Origin of the sequence: Massilia aurea, assembly GCF_024753205.1 — a bacterium.
Taxonomy (GTDB): domain Bacteria; phylum Pseudomonadota; class Gammaproteobacteria; order Burkholderiales; family Burkholderiaceae_D; genus Telluria; species Telluria aurea.
This window is the reverse complement of the sequence record NZ_JANUGZ010000001.1, coordinates 891,780-909,604: the sequence shown is the minus strand read 5'-3', so window position 1 is coordinate 909,604 and position 17,825 is coordinate 891,780. Positions and strand designations below refer to the sequence as shown.

At 62.5% G+C, this 17,825-nt stretch carries 16 protein-coding genes and 5 tRNA genes; 16 read left to right on the top strand and 5 right to left on the bottom strand.

The features are described from left to right. The first annotated feature begins 6 nt into the window (after positions 1 to 6). From cheA to NX775_RS03780, 9 genes are all read left to right on the top strand, one after another. Positions 7 to 2,166, top strand: coding sequence for a chemotaxis protein CheA (cheA, locus tag NX775_RS03820; protein WP_258834776.1), 2,160 nt, complete (start codon positions 7 to 9; stop codon positions 2,164 to 2,166). 32 nt (positions 2,167 to 2,198) lie between these two features. After that, on the top strand, positions 2,199 to 2,702 hold the full coding sequence (locus tag NX775_RS03815; RefSeq protein ID WP_183558070.1) for a chemotaxis protein CheW: 504 nt from the start codon (positions 2,199 to 2,201) through the stop codon (positions 2,700 to 2,702). 81 nt (positions 2,703 to 2,783) lie between these two features. After that, positions 2,784 to 3,638: a CheR family methyltransferase gene (locus NX775_RS03810; RefSeq protein ID WP_258834775.1), complete on the top strand. Its 855-nt coding sequence runs from the start codon at positions 2,784 to 2,786 to the stop codon at positions 3,636 to 3,638. A 15-nt stretch (positions 3,639 to 3,653) separates the two neighbouring features. Next, the gene (gene cheD / locus NX775_RS03805; protein ID WP_183558077.1) at positions 3,654 to 4,250 is read left to right on the top strand and encodes a chemoreceptor glutamine deamidase CheD; all 597 of its coding nucleotides are present in this window, start codon (positions 3,654 to 3,656) and stop codon (positions 4,248 to 4,250) included. A gap of 17 nt (positions 4,251 to 4,267) precedes the next feature. After that, positions 4,268 to 5,332 (top strand): protein-glutamate methylesterase/protein-glutamine glutaminase, encoded by a 1,065-nt coding sequence (locus tag NX775_RS03800; RefSeq protein ID WP_183558080.1) that lies wholly within the window; start codon positions 4,268 to 4,270, stop codon positions 5,330 to 5,332. A gap of 129 nt (positions 5,333 to 5,461) precedes the next feature. Next, a complete protein-coding gene (gene cheY, locus NX775_RS03795; RefSeq protein WP_183558083.1) occupies positions 5,462 to 5,860 on the top strand; it encodes a chemotaxis response regulator CheY in 399 nt (132 codons plus the stop codon). Position 5,861: 1 nt separating this feature from the next. Further along, the gene (cheZ, locus tag NX775_RS03790; protein WP_258834774.1) at positions 5,862 to 6,512 is read left to right on the top strand and encodes a protein phosphatase CheZ; all 651 of its coding nucleotides are present in this window, start codon (positions 5,862 to 5,864) and stop codon (positions 6,510 to 6,512) included. Between the two features lie 32 nt (positions 6,513 to 6,544). Continuing rightward, complete coding sequence (locus NX775_RS03785) at positions 6,545 to 7,759, top strand: EAL and HDOD domain-containing protein (protein ID WP_258834773.1); 1,215 nt, start codon at positions 6,545 to 6,547, stop codon at positions 7,757 to 7,759. A gap of 59 nt (positions 7,760 to 7,818) precedes the next feature. Beyond that, the gene (locus tag NX775_RS03780) at positions 7,819 to 8,205 is read left to right on the top strand and encodes a response regulator (protein WP_258834772.1); all 387 of its coding nucleotides are present in this window, start codon (positions 7,819 to 7,821) and stop codon (positions 8,203 to 8,205) included. Between the two features lie 23 nt (positions 8,206 to 8,228). On the opposite strand, the gene panC is transcribed toward NX775_RS03780, so the two are convergent. The 5 genes from panC to metG form a co-directional block, all read right to left on the bottom strand. Beyond that, on the bottom strand, positions 8,229 to 9,068 hold the full coding sequence (gene panC / locus NX775_RS03775; protein WP_258834771.1) for a pantoate--beta-alanine ligase: 840 nt from the start codon (positions 9,066 to 9,068) through the stop codon (positions 8,229 to 8,231). 27 nt (positions 9,069 to 9,095) lie between these two features. Next, positions 9,096 to 9,953, bottom strand: a complete 858-nt coding sequence (locus NX775_RS03770) for a segregation and condensation protein A (protein ID WP_370660558.1) — start codon at positions 9,951 to 9,953, stop codon at positions 9,096 to 9,098. A 14-nt stretch (positions 9,954 to 9,967) separates the two neighbouring features. Further along, positions 9,968 to 10,177 (bottom strand): DUF3460 family protein, encoded by a 210-nt coding sequence (locus tag NX775_RS03765; protein ID WP_183558098.1) that lies wholly within the window; start codon positions 10,175 to 10,177, stop codon positions 9,968 to 9,970. Positions 10,178 to 10,278: 101 nt separating this feature from the next. After that, positions 10,279 to 11,595: an enoyl ACP reductase FabMG family protein gene (locus NX775_RS03760; protein WP_258834770.1), complete on the bottom strand. Its 1,317-nt coding sequence runs from the start codon at positions 11,593 to 11,595 to the stop codon at positions 10,279 to 10,281. Between the two features lie 164 nt (positions 11,596 to 11,759). After that, on the bottom strand, positions 11,760 to 13,925 hold the full coding sequence (metG, locus tag NX775_RS03755; protein WP_258834769.1) for a methionine--tRNA ligase: 2,166 nt from the start codon (positions 13,923 to 13,925) through the stop codon (positions 11,760 to 11,762). A 161-nt stretch (positions 13,926 to 14,086) separates the two neighbouring features. Here metG and apbC point away from each other — a divergent pair, with 161 nt between their 5' ends. From apbC to NX775_RS03720, 7 genes are all read left to right on the top strand, one after another. Continuing rightward, a complete protein-coding gene (gene apbC, locus NX775_RS03750; RefSeq protein WP_183558121.1) occupies positions 14,087 to 15,175 on the top strand; it encodes an iron-sulfur cluster carrier protein ApbC in 1,089 nt (362 codons plus the stop codon). A gap of 319 nt (positions 15,176 to 15,494) precedes the next feature. Further along, on the top strand, positions 15,495 to 16,886 hold the full coding sequence (gene gltX / locus NX775_RS03745; RefSeq protein WP_258834768.1) for a glutamate--tRNA ligase: 1,392 nt from the start codon (positions 15,495 to 15,497) through the stop codon (positions 16,884 to 16,886). Positions 16,887 to 16,977: 91 nt separating this feature from the next. Then, positions 16,978 to 17,053, top strand: a tRNA-Ala gene (locus NX775_RS03740). A 90-nt stretch (positions 17,054 to 17,143) separates the two neighbouring features. Further along, positions 17,144 to 17,219: transfer RNA gene (locus tag NX775_RS03735), tRNA-Glu, on the top strand. 92 nt (positions 17,220 to 17,311) lie between these two features. Next, positions 17,312 to 17,387 (top strand) — tRNA-Ala (locus tag NX775_RS03730). Positions 17,388 to 17,462: 75 nt separating this feature from the next. After that, positions 17,463 to 17,538, top strand: a tRNA-Glu gene (locus tag NX775_RS03725). 93 nt (positions 17,539 to 17,631) lie between these two features. Then, positions 17,632 to 17,707, top strand: a tRNA-Glu gene (locus tag NX775_RS03720). Positions 17,708 to 17,825 lie beyond the last annotated feature (118 nt).

Genomic DNA, 17,825 nt, shown 5'->3' with positions numbered 1-17,825 from the left:
ATCCCCATGAGCATCGACATCAGCCAGTTTTACCAGGTCTTTTTCGACGAAGCAGAAGAACTGCTCGCCGAAATGGAGCGCCTGCTGCTGGGCGTCGATCTGGCAGCGCCCGACGCCGAAGATCTGAACGCGATCTTCCGCACCGCGCACTCGGTCAAGGGCGGCGCATCGACCTTCGGCCTGACCGATATGTGCGACGTGACCCACGTGCTTGAGTCCCTGCTGGACCGTATCCGCAAGGGCGAGATGGCGCTGACCTCGAACCACGTGGACGCGTTTTTGGCGGCCAAGGACGCGCTCAAGATGCAGCTCGACGGCCATCGCCATGGCAAGCAGGTCGACCAGGAAGTCGTCGCCAATGTGCGCATGGCGCTGCACGACCTGGCCGAAGGCGTCGTGCCGGTCGCGCCGGTCGTTGCACCGTCCTACCTGTCGGCGCCGGCACGCGTTGAAGTGCCCACCGAAGGCGCGCACCGCTACAAGATCGAGCTGCCGCAAGTGGCGCAGCGCGACATCGATGCGCTCGTCGACGAGCTGGGCCTGATGGGCCGGATCTCGGTCGCGCCGCTCGATGGCGGGCGCACCGCCGTCATCATCACGACGCTGGAAAGCCTGGACGACATCATCGCGATCTGCTCGTTCGTGCTCGACCCCGATGACCTGAAAATCTTCGAAGCGCCGGCGCTCACCCCAGAGCAGCGGCTGATCGAAGCGGCCGAGCGCAAGCGGATCGAAGACGACCAGGGCTATGGCTTCTTCGGCCCGGACGACGATGTGGCGCCTGCCGCGGGCGAGCCGTCCGAAGATGAACTGGGCTACGGCTTCTTTCAGCCGATCGAGCAGATCCGCGCTGCGGCCGGCATCGTCGAGAGCGCGCCGGAGCCGGTGGCGGCGCTTGCCACGCAAGCCCAGAACGTCGTTGAGCACCTGGCCGAACTGGCGCTGGAAAAGAAAGCCGCGCGCAAGGACGACAAGAACGAGTCGTCGTCCATCCGCGTGTCCGTCGAAAAAGTCGACCAGCTGATCAACCTGATCGGCGAACTCGTCATCACCAATGCGATGCTCGAGCAGCGCAGCGCCGTGCTCGATCCGATCCTGCACGAGCGCCTGCTGTCGTCGGTCAGCCAGCTCGACCGCAACACGCGCGAGCTGCAAGAGGCGGTGATGTCGATCCGCATGATGCCGATGGACTTCGTGTTTTCGCGCTTCCCGCGCATGGTGCGCGACCTGGCCGGCAAGCTCGGCAAGAAGGTCGACTTCATCACCAATGGCGCGGCCACCGAACTGGATAAAGGCCTGATCGAGCGGATCGTCGATCCGCTGACGCACCTGGTGCGCAATTCGATCGACCATGGCGTCGAGATGCCGGCCGCGCGCATTGCCGCGGGCAAGAGCGAAGCTGGGCGCCTGTTCCTGTCGGCCGGGCACCAGGGCGGGCATATCGTCATCGAAGTGGCTGACGATGGCGCCGGCCTGAACCGCGAAAAAATCCTGGCCAAGGCGGCCCAGAACGGGCTGGCCGTGTCCGACACGATGACGGACGCCGAAGTCTGGCAACTGATTTTCGCACCGGGCTTCTCGACCGCCGATACCGTGACCGACGTGTCGGGCCGCGGCGTGGGCATGGATGTCGTCAAGCGCAATATCACCGCGATGGGCGGCACGGTCGACATCCGCTCGGCAGCCGGTTTCGGCACGACGATCTCGATTTCGCTGCCGCTGACGCTGGCGATCCTGGACGGCATGTCGATCCGCAGCGGCGAAGAAATCTATATTTTGCCGCTGTCGTTCGTGGTCGAATCGCTGCAGCCGACGCCCGAGGACGTGCGCGAAATCGCCGGGCGCGGGCGCGTGCTGAAAGTGCGCGGCGAATACCTGCCGATGATCCCGCTGTACCAGATGTTCGATATCGAACCGGTGCACCGCGACCCGTCCGACGGCATCGTCGTCATCCTCGAAACCGAGGGCAAGAAGGCCGCGCTGTTCGTGGACGAACTGGTCGGGCAGCAGCAGGTGGTGGTCAAGAACCTGGAAGCGAATTACCGTAAAGTGGCCGGGATTTCCGGCGCAACCATCATGGGCGACGGTGGTGTCGCCCTGATCCTCGACGTGGCAGCGCTGGTGCGCTCGTCGCGCCAGCTGGCCGACGACCCCGTCGTTCAATAAATTTTTATTTTCACTGCAAACAAAGGAATACCATGTCCAACCTGGCAAACACCCTCTCGACCGACGGCACCGCGCACGACGGCGCCGGCAGCGAATTCCTTGCCTTCACCCTGGGTTCGGAAGAATACGGCATCGACATCCTGAAGGTGCAGGAAATCCGCGGCTACGAAGCCGTGACCCGCATCGCCAACGCTCCCGAATTCATCAAGGGCGTGATCAATCTGCGCGGCATCATCATTCCCGTGGTCGACATGCGCATCAAGTTCAAGCTGGGCACCCCGGTGTATGACCAGTTCACGGTCGTGATCATCCTGAACATCGGTGGCCGCATCATGGGCATGGTGGTCGACAGCGTGTCGGACGTCACCACGCTCACGCCGGACCAGATCAAGCCGGCCCCGGAAATGGGCAGCGCCTTCAATTCGGACTACATGATTGGCCTGGGCACCGTCGATGAGCGCATGCTGATCCTGGTCGACATCGACAAGCTGATGTCGTCGAGCGAAATGGGCCTGATCGACAAGCTGGCGGCGTAAGCCACCGTCTGCGTCGGCACCAAGCACAACAATCCGGCCGGCTCATCCAGCCCGCCATCGTATTCAAGAAAGTCACGCACAGTGCCGCAGCAGAAAACAGAAACCAATAAAGAGTTCGATTTCACCCGGCGTGATTTCGAACGGGTGCGCGCGCTGATTCACCAGCGCGCCGGCATCTCGCTGGCCGACAGCAAGCAGGAGATGGTCTACAGCCGCCTGGCCCGGCGCCTGCGCGCCACCGGCATCCAGTCGTTCACGCGTTACCTGGACGACCTGGAAGCAGGGCGCATGGACCGCGAGTGGGAGTCGTTCACCAACGCGCTGACCACCAACCTGACGTCGTTCTTCCGCGAGGCGCATCACTTCCCGCTGCTGCTCGATCACCTGGTGGCGCTGCACAAGAAGGATTCGCGCCCGCTGCGCATCTGGTGCTCGGCCGCGTCCACCGGCGAAGAGCCGTATTCGATTGCGATGACGGCCTGCGAAGCGTTCAACACGCTCACGCCCAAAGTCGAGATCATCGCCACCGACATCGACACCAATGTGCTGGCCACGGCCTCCAATGGCGTGTACCCGATGGAGCGCATCGAGAAGGTGTCGCCGGAACGCCTGCGCCGCTTCTTCTTGCGCGGCAAGGGCGCCCACGAAGGCATGGTGCGCATCCGCCCCGAGCTGCGCTCGCTCGTCACGTTCAAGCCGCTCAATCTGCTGGCCGATGGCTGGCCGCTGGACGGGCAGTTCGACGCGATCTTTTGCCGCAACGTGATGATCTATTTCGACAAGCCGACCCAGCGCACCATCCTGAGCCGCTTCGTGCCGCTGATGAAGGGCCACGGTCTGCTGTTTGCCGGCCACTCCGAAAACTTCCTGTACGTGTCCGATTCCCTGCGCCTGCGCGGCAAGACCGTGTACGAACTCGACGCGCGCACGGCGTAAGAACGAAGGGCGACCATGAACAGCCAATTCGCAACCAATCTGTACCACGACCGCACGTTCGCGATCGATGCCGCCAAGATCCTGCCCGGCGAGTATTTTTATACCAAAGAGAACATGCTGATCTCGACCGTGCTCGGCTCGTGCGTGTCGGCCTGCATCCGCGACCGCGTCACGGGCCTGGGCGGCATGAACCATTTCATGCTGCCCGACGGCGCGGCCGAGCCCAACAATCCGGTATCGGCCTCGATGCGCTACGGCACCTTCGCCATGGAAATCCTGATCAACGATCTGCTCAAGGCCGGCGCGCGCCGTGAACACCTCGAAGCGAAGGTGTTTGGCGGCGGCGCCGTGCTGCGCGGCTTTACCGCGATGAACGTCGGCGAGCGCAATGCCGCGTTCGTCATGCAGTTCCTGAAAACCGAACGGATTCCGGTGCTGGCCGAAGACCTCAATGACATCTACCCGCGCAAGGTGTTTTTCTTCCCGCGCACGGGCAAGGTGCTGGTCAAGAAGCTGATGCAGACCCATAACGATACGCTGGCCAAGCGCGAACTCGATTACGCCAAGCGACTCAAGGTCGAACCCGTCGGCGGCGCGATCGATCTGTTCTGAGCAACTACGGAGACACCATGAAAATCAAGGTCCTGATCGTCGACGACTCGGCACTGATCCGCAGCGTGATGAGCGAGATCGTCAATTCGCAACCCGATATGGAAGTGGTGGCCACGGCGCCCGATCCCCTTGTCGCGCGCGAGCTGATCAAGAAACACAATCCGGACGTGCTGACGCTCGACGTCGAGATGCCCAAGATGGATGGCCTCGACTTTCTCGAAAAGCTGATGCGCCTGCGCCCGATGCCGGTGCTGATGGTGTCGTCGCTGACCGAGCGCGGCTCGGAAATCACGATGCGCGCGCTGGAACTTGGCGCGGTCGACTTCGTCACCAAGCCCAAGATATCGATCCAGAGCGGCATGCGCGAGTATGCCGACATGATCGCCGACAAGATTCGCGGCGCGGCGCGTGCGCGCATCGCCCCGCGCAGCCGCACGCCCCAGGTGGCCAGCACGCAGCTGTCGGCGCTGAGGAGTCCTCTTATTTCTTCCGAAAAACTGATCATCATCGGCGCCTCGACCGGCGGCACCGAAGCGATCCGCGAATTTTTGATGCAGATGCCGTCCGATTGCCCGGGCATCCTGATTGCCCAGCACATGCCGGAAGGCTTTACCACGTCGTTCGCCAAGCGCCTCGATTCGCTGTGCAAGATCAGCGTGGTCGAGTCGGCCGGCAACGAGCGTGTGCTGCCTGGCCACGCGTACATCGCGCCTGGTCATTCGCACCTGTTGCTGGTGCGCTCCGGCGCAAATTACATGACGCGCATCGAGCAGAGTCCGCCCGTGAATCGTCACCGGCCATCGGTCGACGTGTTGTTCCGTTCCGCTGCGCAGGCGGCCGGTAAAAACGCCGTTGGTGTTATCCTGACCGGGATGGGCAAGGACGGCGCGGCGGGCATGCTCGAGATGCGCGAAGCCGGCGCCCACAACTTCGCGCAGGACGAAGCGAGCTGTGTCGTGTTTGGTATGCCGCGTGAAGCGATTGCCATCGGCGCAGCCCACGAAGTCGGTCCATTACAGGCTTTACCGCGCCTCGTACTCGACCATCTGGCCGCCCAAGGCAGCCGGGCGTTGCGTGTTTGAACTGAATTCATCATCCTTCCATGCTTTGTGGGCTATTTTATCGCCGCAGAGCAACAAAAATGCTATTCTTGCGTCTGTAAAAGTAGCTTACCCAACAAACCAAATTAGTAGATTCAAACGGAGTAATTCATGGCTGATCCAAAGATGCGTTTTCTGGTTGTTGACGATTTCTCGACGATGCGACGCATCGTCCGGAATCTGTTGAAAGAACTGGGTTATGCCAACGTCGACGAAGCAGAAGATGGCGTCATGGCGCTGGCAAAACTGCGCAGTGAATCGTTCGACTTCGTCGTGTCGGACTGGAATATGCCGAACATGGACGGTCTGACGATGCTGCAGCACATTCGCGCCGACCCTGCACTGGCCAAGCTGCCGGTGCTGATGGTGACCGCCGAAGCGAAGAAGGAAAACATCATCGCTGCAGCACAGGCAGGCGCCAGCGGCTATGTCGTCAAGCCATTCACGGCGGCGACGCTGGACGAAAAGCTCAACAAGATTTTCGAGAAACTGGACAAAGCCGGAGCCTGAAATGGTTGAGCAGAACACCGCGCCTGTTGCCGGCGCGTCGTCGCACGATGAGGTGCTGAGCCGGGTCGGTCACATGACCCGCGCGCTGCACGAGAATCTGCGCGGCCTGGGCCTCGACAAGCTGATCGAGAAGGCTGCCAGCGACATCCCCGATGCGCGCGACCGGCTCGACTACGTGGCGCATTTGTCCGAACAGGCCGCCAAGAAGGTGCTGGACGCCACCGACGCGGCCGGTCCGCTGCAGGATGCCATCGAAACGCGTTCGACCGACCTCAAGGCAGGTTGGCAGGCGCTGCTCGATGCGCCTGCAACCGAGGCAACGGATGCGCAGTGGCGCGCGATGGCGCAGCGCACGATTGCCGGTCTGGAGGAGTCGCGTGCAGGGGCGGTTGCCACCCGCAGCGAGCTGATGAGCATCATGATGGCCCAGGACTTCCAGGATCTCACGGGCCAGGTCATCGGCCGCATCACGGGCATTGCCCAGAACCTCGAAAAGCAGCTGGTCCAGGTCCTGATCGATTTCGCACCAAGCGAGATCAAGCGGGAACTGGACAATGGCCTGATGAACGGTCCGCAAATCAAGCCGACCGGCACCGAAGTCGTGGCAAACCAGGGGCAGGTCGACGACCTGCTCGACAGTCTCGGGTTTTGAGCTTGCGCCGAGCAATTTAAAACGGCGCCCCCATGTATCGCACCAACTTCATTGTCCGTGAACCGCTGCTCGATCCCCGGCAGCGCGTTCTCGGCTACGAGCTGTCGTGGCAACAGCACGACGGTCTCATCCCGACCGGCCCCGACCTCGAAGGCCTGGTCGGTTTCGTCGCCGAGCACGTCAACCATGTTGACCAGGGTTGGCTGCTGCGCGACAAGATCCTGTTCCTGGACGCCGTGCCAGCCATGCTGTCGACCGACGCGCTGCACGCGCTGCCGCCGGATCGCACCGTCCTCGCCTTCGATATTCGCCAATTGGCCGACGTCGACGTGCGCTCGGCCGTGCAAGCGGTGCGCGCCGGTGGCGTGGGCGTGGCCATCCGCGGTTGCGATCTCACACTGCTGGGGCGCAACCTGGCGCCGTACGCTTCGTATGTCGAAGTGCGCTTTACCGGCGTCGACGTGGCCGATCAGGCCCGCACCTATGCGAGCGCCAAGCATTCGTCGCTGCGCATGGTTGGGCGGCCGGTGGGCACATGGGCCGATTTCGACGCCTGCGCTGCACTTGGCCTGGATGCCTTTGTCGGCAAGCTGCACCTGACCCCGCGGCCCGGCAATCCCGTCAAGGGCATGAACCCGAGCCAGCAAATCATCCTGCAACTGATGCAGATGGTGCAGGCCAATGACGACGTTGGCCGGCTCGAAAGCGTGCTCAAACGCGATCCGGCGCTGACCTACAAGCTGCTGCGCTACATCAATACCGCCGGCTTTGGGGCAGGGCGCGAAGTCCAGTCGCTGCGCCAGGCCATCTCGCTGCTCGGCTACGCGCCGCTGTACCGCTGGCTGGTGCTGCTGCTGGCCACGGCCAGTGCCAGCGGGTATTCGCCGGTGCTGATGGAAACGGCCGTCGTGCGCGGCCGCCTGGCTGAATTGCTGGGACAAAAAGCCCTCGGCCGGGGTGCCGGCGAACACCTGTTCGTCGCCGGCATGTTCTCGCTGCTCGACCGGCTGCTGGGCCTGTCGATGCAGGAAGTGCTCGATGCAATCCAGTTGCCCGATGAAGTCGTCAAGGCACTGACGAAGCGCGAAGGCAGTTACGGGCCGTATCTCGCGCTGGCCGAAGCGTGCGAACTGAACTCGAACCTGGTGGCGTCGCTCGCCGCTAACTTGGCGCTGAGCCCGTCCGACGTCAATGAGGCGCATCTGTCGGCGCTGGCGTGGGCGCAGAGCGTGGGACTGGACGGGTAGCCTGTCGCCCCCTGTGCATACGTGGCGGCGTCCGTTTGGCGGCTCTGCTAGCATGCCGGATGAAAAATATTCTCCTGGTCGACGATCTGGGCATCGATGTCATGCTGACGCGATTGGCCCTGCAAGAGTTTGCGTTCGACCACCAGCTGGTCGTGGCAAGCGATGGGGCAGAAGCGTTCCAGATGATCCGCGATCAGCGCTTCGATCTGCTGCTCCTGGACATCAAGATGCCGCAGGTCGACGGGTTCGAGCTGCTGGCGCGCCTGCGCGCCGAGTCCCTGGCCGGAATGCCCGTCATCGTCGTGTCGGGGTCTGGCCTTGCGGCCGATCGTGAACGCGCCCAGGCGCTGGGTGTCGACGACTATGTGCAGAAAGCCGTCGATTACACCGGGTTCAAGCGGGAATTGAAGGCAGCGCTGGTGCGCCAGGGCTGCCCGGCGGGCTGAGGCCGGCAGGGCGGCCCAAACGATCAGATTTCCAGATTGTCGATCAGGCGCGTGTTGCCCAGCTTGGCTGCGGCAAGCACGACCAGCGGCGCGCCATTCGTCAGGTCGGCCGCGTCCGGGGCCTGCAGGTCGCCGCGCTTGCGCACCGAGATGTAATCAGGTTTCCAGCCACGCTCGGCCAGCGCCGCCATTGCGCGCGCTTCGACTTGCGCGATATCGCGCTCGCCGCCACGCACGCTGTCGGCCACTGCATTCAGGTTCTGGTACAGGGTCGGCGCTTCAGTCCGCTCGGTCGCCGACAGATACCCATTGCGCGAAGACAGTGCCAGGCCATCCTCCGCGCGATAGGTTTCGGCGCCGATGATCTGGGTTGGCATGGCGAACTGGCGCGCCATATTCCGCACGATCATCAGCTGCTGATAATCCTTCTTGCCGAACACGGCCACGCGCGGCTGCACGCACGAGAACAGCTTGGTGACCACGGTGCAGACACCTTCAAAGAAGCCGGGGCGGAATTCGCCTTCCAGCGTGCTGCCCAGGCCGTCAGGCGGGCGCACACGGTACTCTTGCGGCTCCGGGTACAGATCCTTCTCGGTGGGCGCGAACAGCACGTAGACACCTTCTTTTTCCAGCTTGGCCACGTCTTCGTGGAATGTGCGCGGGTACTTGTCGAAGTCTTCGTTGGGGCCGAATTGCAGGCGGTTGACGAAGATCGACGCGACGACCGGGTCGCCATGGCGGCGCGCCAGGCGCATCAGCGACAGGTGGCCTTCGTGCAGATTGCCCATCGTCGGCACGAATGCCGTGCGCAGTTGGCCGCTGAGCTGGTCGCGCAGTTCGTCGATGGAAGAGATGATTTTCATGATGGATCGGGTCAGGAGAAGCCGGCGTTATGCCGGCGAATAGGCCAGTCGCACGTAGATCGGTGCAAACGGTTCGGCCTGGGTAATTTCAATCAAGGTTTCTTTGGCAAGTTCAAGCATCGCGACGAAGTGCACGACGACAATCGGCACCGTGTGCTGGCCCGCGAACAGGTCGCCGAACTCGACGAAGCGCTGCGACTGCAGCGTGCGCAGGATGGCCGACATGTGCTCGCGCACCGATAATTCCTGGCGGCCGATCCGGTGATGCTGGGTCAGCTTGGCGCGGCGCAAGACATCGAGCCAGGCGCGCTGCAAATCCCACGGATCGACATCGGGCAGCGGCTGGACCAGGCCCTGTTCGACGAACAGCTCGGGCCGGACAAAGTCGCGGCCTTCCTGCGGCACATTGCCCAGAGCTACGGCGGCGGTCTTGATCTGCTCATAGTCCAGCAGACGGCGCACCAGCTCGGCGCGCGGGTCGCCTGCGTCTTCGATCAAGTCGTCCTGGCGCTTGGGCAGCAGCATGCGCGACTTGATCTCGATCAGCATCGCCGCCATCAGCAGATACTCTGCCGCCAGCTCGAGATTGCTTTTGCGGATCTGCTCGACATAGACGAGGTATTGCAGGGTGACCTGCGCCATCGGGATGTCGAGAATATTGAAGTTTTGCCGCCGGATCAGGTACAGCAGCAGATCGAGCGGCCCTTCAAATGCGTCAAGAAAGATCTCGAGCGCATCGGGCGGGATATACAAGTCATTCGGCAAGCGCGTGAGCGGTTCGCCGTACAGGCGTGCCAGGGTGGCGTCGGCCGGCGCAGGATGCGGTGTTTCCATGGCGGGCTGGACAGGCACCTGGTGCCCGTCAGCCGCCCCGTTGGGCATCATGCGCGCGTCCGTCCTCAGACCTTGTTCTGGTACGGATAGGCTCGCTGACGCAGGCGCGACTCTTCAGTGCGTGCCTGTTCGTCGAGCGAGACGGGGGCCTTGTCCCACAGCAGCGCGCGGCCGGCCACCTGGCCAGCGTCCATCTCTGGATGCTGTTTCTTCAGTTCCGAGATGAACTTGGTGTGCTCGGATTCGTAGTTCACGTGTTTTTTCGAGAAGATCATGATTGGCTTCGTGGGTGCATGGAACAGCGGCTTGACGACACCTGGGGCGGGGCAGATTCCTGCGCCCCGCGCCGGTGTCGTCAAGTATGACGATGTTGCGCTTACTTGTGCAGCGCGTTCAACTGGCGCGCGATGATGTCGTGGTTCAGCCACAGCACCGGGGCAATCTTTTCGGATGCGCCATGGAACATCAGCGGGCCGGCGCCTTCCAGCACGAGGCTCGACAGGTGATCGGTGATCAGCGCTTTCTTGTCCTTGTGCAGCGCCGTGATCGCTTCCGAGGTGCCGATCATCACATCGGCCAGGGCCGGCGTGTTGTCCATCGGCCAGGCCTCGAAATTGCGGAACTCGGCGCTGGTGGCGTCGTTGTTGTAGCCCTCGATGGTGCCCAGCAGTTGCTGCAGCGACGTGCCTTCGCCCAGCAATTCTTCGCAGATGCGCCATTGCTCGTCGGCCCAGGCGCCGCCGCCTTCGCGCTTGAGCGCGACCAGCAACGGGAACAGCGACAGTTCCACGCCGACAAAGATGTCCGACGAGTTCGTGCGGATTTCCGGGCAGTTGAATACGGTGGCAGTGATGCCGTTCTTCCACGCTGCTTCGGCCACCGACTCCAGGCGCATCTTGGCGTAGCCCTGCGTGTAGTTGGTGTAGGTCTGCCAGTGGTACTCGCCGCCGATCAGGATCTCGGTGCCGTGGTAACCGTAGGCCGTGTAGCGCACTTCGCCGCCAGCCTGGGTTACGCGGTCGCGGATCGTGGCCGACGCGTCGATCAGATACTTGAGCGTGTTGGCCGAGACTTCGTCGAAGTTCATCAAAATCAGTTTGCCCAGATCGCTCTCGAGCAGGGCGCGCGAGGACATGAAGCGCTCGCCGCGGCCTTTGTAAATGCGATTGGCAATGGCCAGGAAGGCCTTGATCTTCGGGATGCCGCCGGCCATCGTGTGGGCGAAGAACACGTTCGCGCCCTGTGGCACCAGCTTGTCGATCTCCTGCATGACCTGCGCGGCCGAGGTCGTGAAGCGGTGCACGCCCGCTTCACGGCAACGCTCGATGTGGTTCCAGTCCAGCGTTTCTTCCTGCCAGGTTTTCAGCGTGATCCCGGACAGCATTTCGGTCGGGTTCTTTTCGCCCTCCGGTGCATCCATGTCGAAGCCGGCCATCAGCGGCACATTGATGATGCGGCCACCCAGTTTTTCTTCGGCTTCGGCCAGTTCAGCGGCGTCCAGCGGGCGCAGTGCGCCGGTCTCGTCGCGGCGGCCCACGGTGATGCCGACGATCGTCATGCCGGCGGCGCGCGCTTCGTCGATCAGGCCATTCACGTAGCCGCGGCCGAACAGTTCACCGAACAGGACGAACACGTCGCCTTTGCGGAACACGTTGGCGGTCGGGATATGGCGCAGGGGAGTCAAATCGGTCATGGTTCTTGGCTACCTATCAAAAGAGTTTGTAGGGCGTCTTGTCATAGTTTAAACATGGCATTGTACACCCGGTACTGGCCCCGGAAATCGCGTCCGAGGCCGTCCAGCGGCTGGCTGGCGGCCACATCATCGTGGCACGCCAAGCCAGCCGCCGGCATGAAGCTTCAGCGGATGCGCATGCCTGGCGTCGCGCCCGGCATCGGGTCGAGCAGGTACAGGCCCGGATTGGTTTTCTCGTCAGCGGCGGATGCGCACAGCACCATACCTTCGGACACGCCGAACTTCATCTTGCGTGGGGCCAGGTTGGCCACCAGCACCGTCAGCTTGCCGATCAGGTCTTCCGGCTGGTACGCCGACTTGATGCCCGAGAACACATTACGGTGACGGCCTTCGCCGACGTCGAGCGTCAGGCGCAGCAGCTTGGTCGACCCTTCGACGTGTTCGCAGTTGACGATCTTTGCGACGCGCAGGTCGATCTTGGCGAAATCGTCGATCGTGATGGTCGGGGCCAGGTCTTCGATGTCGCCTTCGCTGTCGCCGGCATCGGTCGTCGGCGTCGCTGCCGGGGCAGCCGCAGCCGCGGCGGCGACCGCCGGAGCAGGTGCTGCCAAGACCGGCTTGTCGAACAGGTTCTCGACCATCTTGGCGTCGACGCGCTGCATCAGGTGCGTGTAGGTGCCAATGGTGCGGCCGAGCATCGATTCGTAGACGGCGGCGCCATGGGTGTCAGCCCAGCTCAGTTCAGCGTCGCCCAGGAATTCGGCGACGCGCGCGGCCACTTGCGGCAGCACCGGCTGCAGCATGATCGTCAGTTGACGGAACAGGATCAGCGCGGTCGTGCAGACGTCATGCAGTTCGGCCGTTTTGGTCTCGTCCTTGGCCAGGATCCATGGCTTGTGTTCATCGACGTACTGATTGATGACGTCGGCGATTTCCATGATTTCGCGCAGTGCGCGGCCATACTCGCGCGCCTCGAAGCTGGCGGCCACCGATGCCTGGCGCTCGGCGCCGTCGTGCATCAGCGCCTTGCAGATCCAGTCGCGACTCAGCGGCGAGACGCTGTCGGCCAGCTTGCCGTCGAAGCGCTTGGCGATGAAGCCGGCGCAGCGGCTGGCGATATTCACGTACTTGCCGATCAGGTCGCTGTTGACGCGGGCCACGAAGTCGTCGCCGTTGAAGTCCAGGTCTTCCACTTTGGCGTTGAGCTTGAAGGCCAGATAGTAGCGCAGCCACTCCGGGTTCATGCCCAGTTCCAGATAGCGCAGCGGCGAGATGCCGGTGCCGCGCGACTTCGACATTTTTTCATTGTTCACCGTCAGGTGGCCGTGGACGGCGACCTTCAGGTTGTCGATGATCGGGTGGCCCGAGAAATTGAGCATCGCAGGCCAGAACAGCAGGTGGAACGAGACAATATCTTTGCCGATGAAGTGCAGCTGCTCGGCGGCCGGGTCGTTCAGGAACGCCTCGACATCCAGGCCCTGCTTGTCGAAGTAGTTTTTCAGGCTGGCCAGGTAGCCGACCGGCGCGTCCAGCCACACATAGAAGAACTTGCCTGGTGCATCCGGAATCGGGATGCCGAAGTAGGGCGCATCGCGCGAGATATCCCAGTCGGCCAGCTTTTCGCCGGATTCGCCCAGCCATTCCGAGACTTTGTTGACCATTTCGGGCTGCAGGCGGCCCGGGGTGTTGAGCCACTCTTTGAGGAAGGCGAAGCAGCGCGGGTCGGACAGCTTGAAGAAGTACTGCTCCGACGGCTTGAGCACGGGCGTGGAGCCGGTGAAGACCGAGAACGGATTGATCAGTTCGGTTGGCTGGTAGGCGGCGCCGCAGACTTCGCAGTTGTCGCCGTACTGATCCTTGGCGTGGCATACAGGGCACTCGCCCTTGATGTTGCGGTCGGCCAGGAACATGCCCTTGACCGGATCGTAGAAGCGGTCGACGGTCTTGGTGACGATCAGGCCGGCATCGCGCAGCTTGCGGTAGATGCCTTGCGAGAGTTCAACGTTTTCGGGCGAATCGGTGGAATACCAGTTATCGAAGGCGATATGGAAGCCATCGAGATATTGCGCGCGGCCGGCGGCGATCTTGGCCACGAATTCCTGCGGCGTGATGTTTTCTTTTTCGGCCGCGATCATGATCGGCGTGCCGTGCGTATCGTCGGCGCAGACGAAATGCACTTCGCGTTTCTGGCCGCCCTGCGCATTGCCTTCGCGCTGCATTCGCTGGAAGCGGACCCAGATGTCGGCCTGGATGTACTCCATCATGTGGCCGATATGGAAGGCAGCATTGGCGTAGGGCAGTGCGGTGGTGACGAACAGCTTGCGGGTCATGGTTGAAACGCTTCGGTTATATGAAAAGAAGCATTTTAACAGCGGATGGCCCTGTGCGCGCAGGGGGTATTCCCCGTGGTTTACGACCAACAGGCTGGCTGCCCTGCCGTTTTGCGCTACACTTCGCCCCAATATCAATCGGAGAACACCCGGAGAGCACCATGAGCATCACTGAAAGCGATATCAAGACGGCATTGGCGAGCGTAATCGACCCCAATACCACCAAGGATTTCATCACCACCAAGTCGATCAAGAACATCAATATCGACAATGGCCAGGTCACGTTCGAGCTGGAACTGGGTTACCCGGCCGCCAGCCAGGTCGAGATGCTGCGCCAGATGGCGGCCAGCGCCGTGCTGGCCCTGCCGGGCGTCGAAGGCGTGGCCATTCGCGCCTACAGCAAGATCGTGTCGCACACGGTCCAGCGCGGCATGAAGGTGATGCCGAACGTGAAGAACATCATCGCCGTTGCCTCGGGCAAGGGCGGCGTCGGCAAATCGACGACGGCCGTGAACCTGGCCCTGGCGCTGCACGCCGAAGGCGCCAGCGTCGGCATCCTGGATGCGGACATCTATGGTCCGTCGCAGCCGATGATGCTGGGCGTGAGCGGTCGCCCGCTGACCAATGACGGCAAGAGCATGGAGCCGCTGGAAAACCACGGCATCCAGGTGTCGTCGGTCGGCTTCATGATCGACCCGGATGAGCCGATGGTGTGGCGTGGCCCGATGGCCAGCGGCGCGCTGCAGCAGCTGCTCGAGCAGACCAACTGGCGCGACCTGGATTACCTGATCGTCGACATGCCGCCAGGCACGGGCGATATCCAGCTGACGCTGTCGCAGAAAGTGCCGGTCACGGGCGCCGTGATCGTCACCACGCCGCAGGACATCGCCTTGCTCGACGCGCGCAAGGGCCTCAAGATGTTCGAAAAAGTCGGGATCCCGATCCTGGGCGTGGTCGAGAACATGAGCACCCACACCTGCACCAACTGCGGCCATACCGAAGCGATCTTCGGTCACGGCGGCGGCGAGAAGATGTGCGCCGACTTCGGCATCGAGTTCCTCGGCGCGCTGCCGCTCACGATGTCGATCCGCGAGCAGGCCGATGCCGGTCGTCCGACTGTCGTCGCCGATCCGGATGGCGCCGTTGCCGCGGTCTACAAGCAGATCGCCCGCAAGGTCGCGATCAAGATCGCCGACAAGGCCAAGGACATGAGCAGCAAGTTCCCGAGCATTGTCGTCAGGAACGACTGATATCAAACCTGGCCGGGCCTGGTGTCCGGACTGGTTTCACAAAGCCCCTGCACAACGCTGTTGTGCAGGGGCTTTGTTCATTTTGCAGGCCGATGTCGTGTGGGGGTGCGGCAGGCGGCGCTGTGCGTGTCTGTTCAGGCGCTGCCTGTGGCGCTACCACCGCGCTCATGTGTGGGGCAGGTCGTTGCGCTCGCATCCACCGATGGCCCCATCGCGCCGTTGTGCGCCGCCAAGCAGACTAGGCGAGGGGCCGTGGGGATGCATGCTGGCCGGCCGGGCGTCGGGGTAGAATACGCCTTTTACCTGATTGCTTTCCGCCATGACCGTCCGCACCCGTTTTGCTCCCAGCCCGACCGGCTATCTCCACGTTGGTGGCGCGCGCACCGCGCTGTATTCGTGGGCCTACGCCCGCCACTTCGGCGGCACCTTTATCTTGCGCATCGAAGACACCGACCTCGAACGCTCGACGCCGGAAGCCGTGCAGGCCATCCTTGACGGCATGAAGTGGCTGGGTCTGGAGCACGACGAAGGCCCGTTCTATCAGATGCAGCGCATGGACCGCTACCGCGAAGTGGTCGCCGGCATGCTCGACGCCGGCACTGCGTACCTGTGCTACTCGTCGCCCGACGAAGTGGAAGCGATGCGCGAGCGCATGCGCGCAGCCGGCGAGAAGCCGCGCTACGACGGCACCTGGCGTCCGGAAGACGGCAAGGTCCTGCCGACCGTGCCGGAAGGCGTCAAGCCGGTGGTGCGATTCAAGAATCCGCTCGATGGCGACGTGACCTGGACGGACGTGGTCAAGGGCACGATCACGATCGGCAACAAGGAACTCGACGACCTGGTCATCGCGCGCCCGGACGGTACGCCGACCTATAACTTCTGCGTCGCGGTCGACGACTGGGACATGAAGATCACGCACGTGCTGCGCGGCGACGATCACGTCAACAACACCCCACGCCAGATCAACATCCTGCGCGCGCTCGGCGCCGAGCTGCCGCTGTACGGCCACCTGCCGATGATTCTCGGGACCGATGGCGCGAAGCTGTCCAAGCGCCATGGCGCCGTGAGCGTCATGGATTATCCGGAGCAGGGTTATCTGCCGGAAGCGATGCTCAATTACCTGGCGCGCCTGGGCTGGAGCCACGGCGACGACGAGGTGTTCTCGATGGCGCAGTTCACCGAGTGGTTCAACCTGGAGCACCTGACCGCATCGGCGGCCCAGTTCAATCCGGAAAAGCTGAACTGGCTGAACAACCACTACATCAAGGCGGCCGACAACGAGCGCCTGGCTGCACTGGCGTTGCCGAAGCTCGAACGCGACGGCGCGCGCTTCGATGGGGCGCCGGCGCTGCCAACCGTGCTGGGCCTGATGAAGGAGCGCGCGAACACGATCAACGAGCTGGCCGATGCCGCGATGCTGTTCTACCGCGATCCGCAACCGGATGCCGAGCAACTGGCGCTGCACCTGACCGAAGCCGTGCGCGGGGCGCTGGCGCTGTTTGCCGAACGCTGCGCCACGGTGGCGTGGGACAAGGCGTCTCTGGCAGCCATGATCAAGGAAGTGCTGGCTGGCCACAGCCTCAAGATGCCGCAACTGGCCATGCCGCTGCGCCTGCTGCTGACAGGTCAGTTGCAGACCCCGGCGATCGATGTGGTGCTCGAGTTGTTTGGCCGCGACGTCGTGCTGGCGCGCGTGCAGAAGGGGCTGTAACAGCCCGCACTGGACACCCCGCTTCGACGTCTCAAAACGTTGTTTGCGAAATGCAAGGGTGTCCTATATAATGCTCGCACTTCAGCGCTGCGGGGGTATAGCTCAGCTGGGAGAGCGCTTGCATGGCATGCAAGAGGTCAGCGGTTCGATCCCGCTTACCTCCACCAACTCTGAAGTGTGGCAGTGGTTTTGCCTCGGTAGTGATGTGACGCTGCGTAGCCGGCAGCAAAGTAGTAATGCAGTATCGGTTGTTCACGGTCCCCATCGTCTAGAGGCCTAGGACATCACCCTTTCACGGTGAGTACCGGGGTTCGAATCCCCGTGGGGACGCCAGCTTGCTGGTTAGAATGACCCGACACAGTATGCAAGCAGCATGCGCTACTGGTCGAAGCAGGTGCAGTGTAGTAAAATGTTGTTTTCCCGTGGGGGGTATAGCTCAGCTGGGAGAGCGCTTGCATGGCATGCAAGAGGTCAGCGGTTCGATCCCGCTTACCTCCACCACGTAAAAGAAAACGGCATTGAGTAGTACCGGAGTAGTAGTAAAGAAAGCGTAGTAAAAGTTTCAGCAAGTCCAGGGTCCCCATCGTCTAGAGGCCTAGGACATCACCCTTTCACGGTGAGTACCGGGGTTCGAATCCCCGTGGGGACGCCAAGAATTTGGCAGGTGTGCCGCGCCAGCGGCGGCGCATCAAAGTCAGTCGCATCATGCAGTTGCAGTACGCTCGTCAGAGCAAAACAGTTTTAGGTCCCCATCGTCTAGAGGCCTAGGACATCACCCTTTCACGGTGAGTACCGGGGTTCGAATCCCCGTGGGGACGCCAGTTTAAACCGGGGTAGACCAACGCGCTTGCGCGGAGAGGTGCTCCGGTTTTTCTATTGTGATGCTACATTTGTGCGCGCAATGGTTTGGTTGTAAAGTAGGATCGCAGGATCGTCGTT

Excerpts from the sequence above, each read along its gene's own strand:
- cheZ (WP_258834774.1), top strand. The coding sequence starts at position 5,862 with ATGGTTGAGCAGAACACCGCGCCTGTTGCCGGCGCGTCGTCGCACGAT.
- cheA (WP_258834776.1), top strand. The coding sequence starts at position 7 with ATGAGCATCGACATCAGCCAGTTTTACCAGGTCTTTTTCGACGAAGCA.
- NX775_RS03785 (WP_258834773.1), top strand. The coding sequence starts at position 6,545 with ATGTATCGCACCAACTTCATTGTCCGTGAACCGCTGCTCGATCCCCGG.
- cheY (WP_183558083.1), top strand. The coding sequence starts at position 5,462 with ATGGCTGATCCAAAGATGCGTTTTCTGGTTGTTGACGATTTCTCGACG.
- NX775_RS03765 (WP_183558098.1), bottom strand. The coding sequence starts at position 10,177 with ATGATCTTCTCGAAAAAACACGTGAACTACGAATCCGAGCACACCAAG.
- NX775_RS03800 (WP_183558080.1), top strand. The coding sequence starts at position 4,268 with ATGAAAATCAAGGTCCTGATCGTCGACGACTCGGCACTGATCCGCAGC.
- NX775_RS03770 (WP_370660558.1), bottom strand. The coding sequence starts at position 9,953 with ATGATGCCCAACGGGGCGGCTGACGGGCACCAGGTGCCTGTCCAGCCC.
- gltX (WP_258834768.1), top strand. The coding sequence starts at position 15,495 with ATGACCGTCCGCACCCGTTTTGCTCCCAGCCCGACCGGCTATCTCCAC.
- metG (WP_258834769.1), bottom strand. The coding sequence starts at position 13,925 with ATGACCCGCAAGCTGTTCGTCACCACCGCACTGCCCTACGCCAATGCT.
- cheD (WP_183558077.1), top strand. The coding sequence starts at position 3,654 with ATGAACAGCCAATTCGCAACCAATCTGTACCACGACCGCACGTTCGCG.
- apbC (WP_183558121.1), top strand. The coding sequence starts at position 14,087 with ATGAGCATCACTGAAAGCGATATCAAGACGGCATTGGCGAGCGTAATC.
- NX775_RS03815 (WP_183558070.1), top strand. The coding sequence starts at position 2,199 with ATGTCCAACCTGGCAAACACCCTCTCGACCGACGGCACCGCGCACGAC.
- NX775_RS03780 (WP_258834772.1), top strand. The coding sequence starts at position 7,819 with ATGAAAAATATTCTCCTGGTCGACGATCTGGGCATCGATGTCATGCTG.
- NX775_RS03760 (WP_258834770.1), bottom strand. The coding sequence starts at position 11,595 with ATGACCGATTTGACTCCCCTGCGCCATATCCCGACCGCCAACGTGTTC.
- panC (WP_258834771.1), bottom strand. The coding sequence starts at position 9,068 with ATGAAAATCATCTCTTCCATCGACGAACTGCGCGACCAGCTCAGCGGC.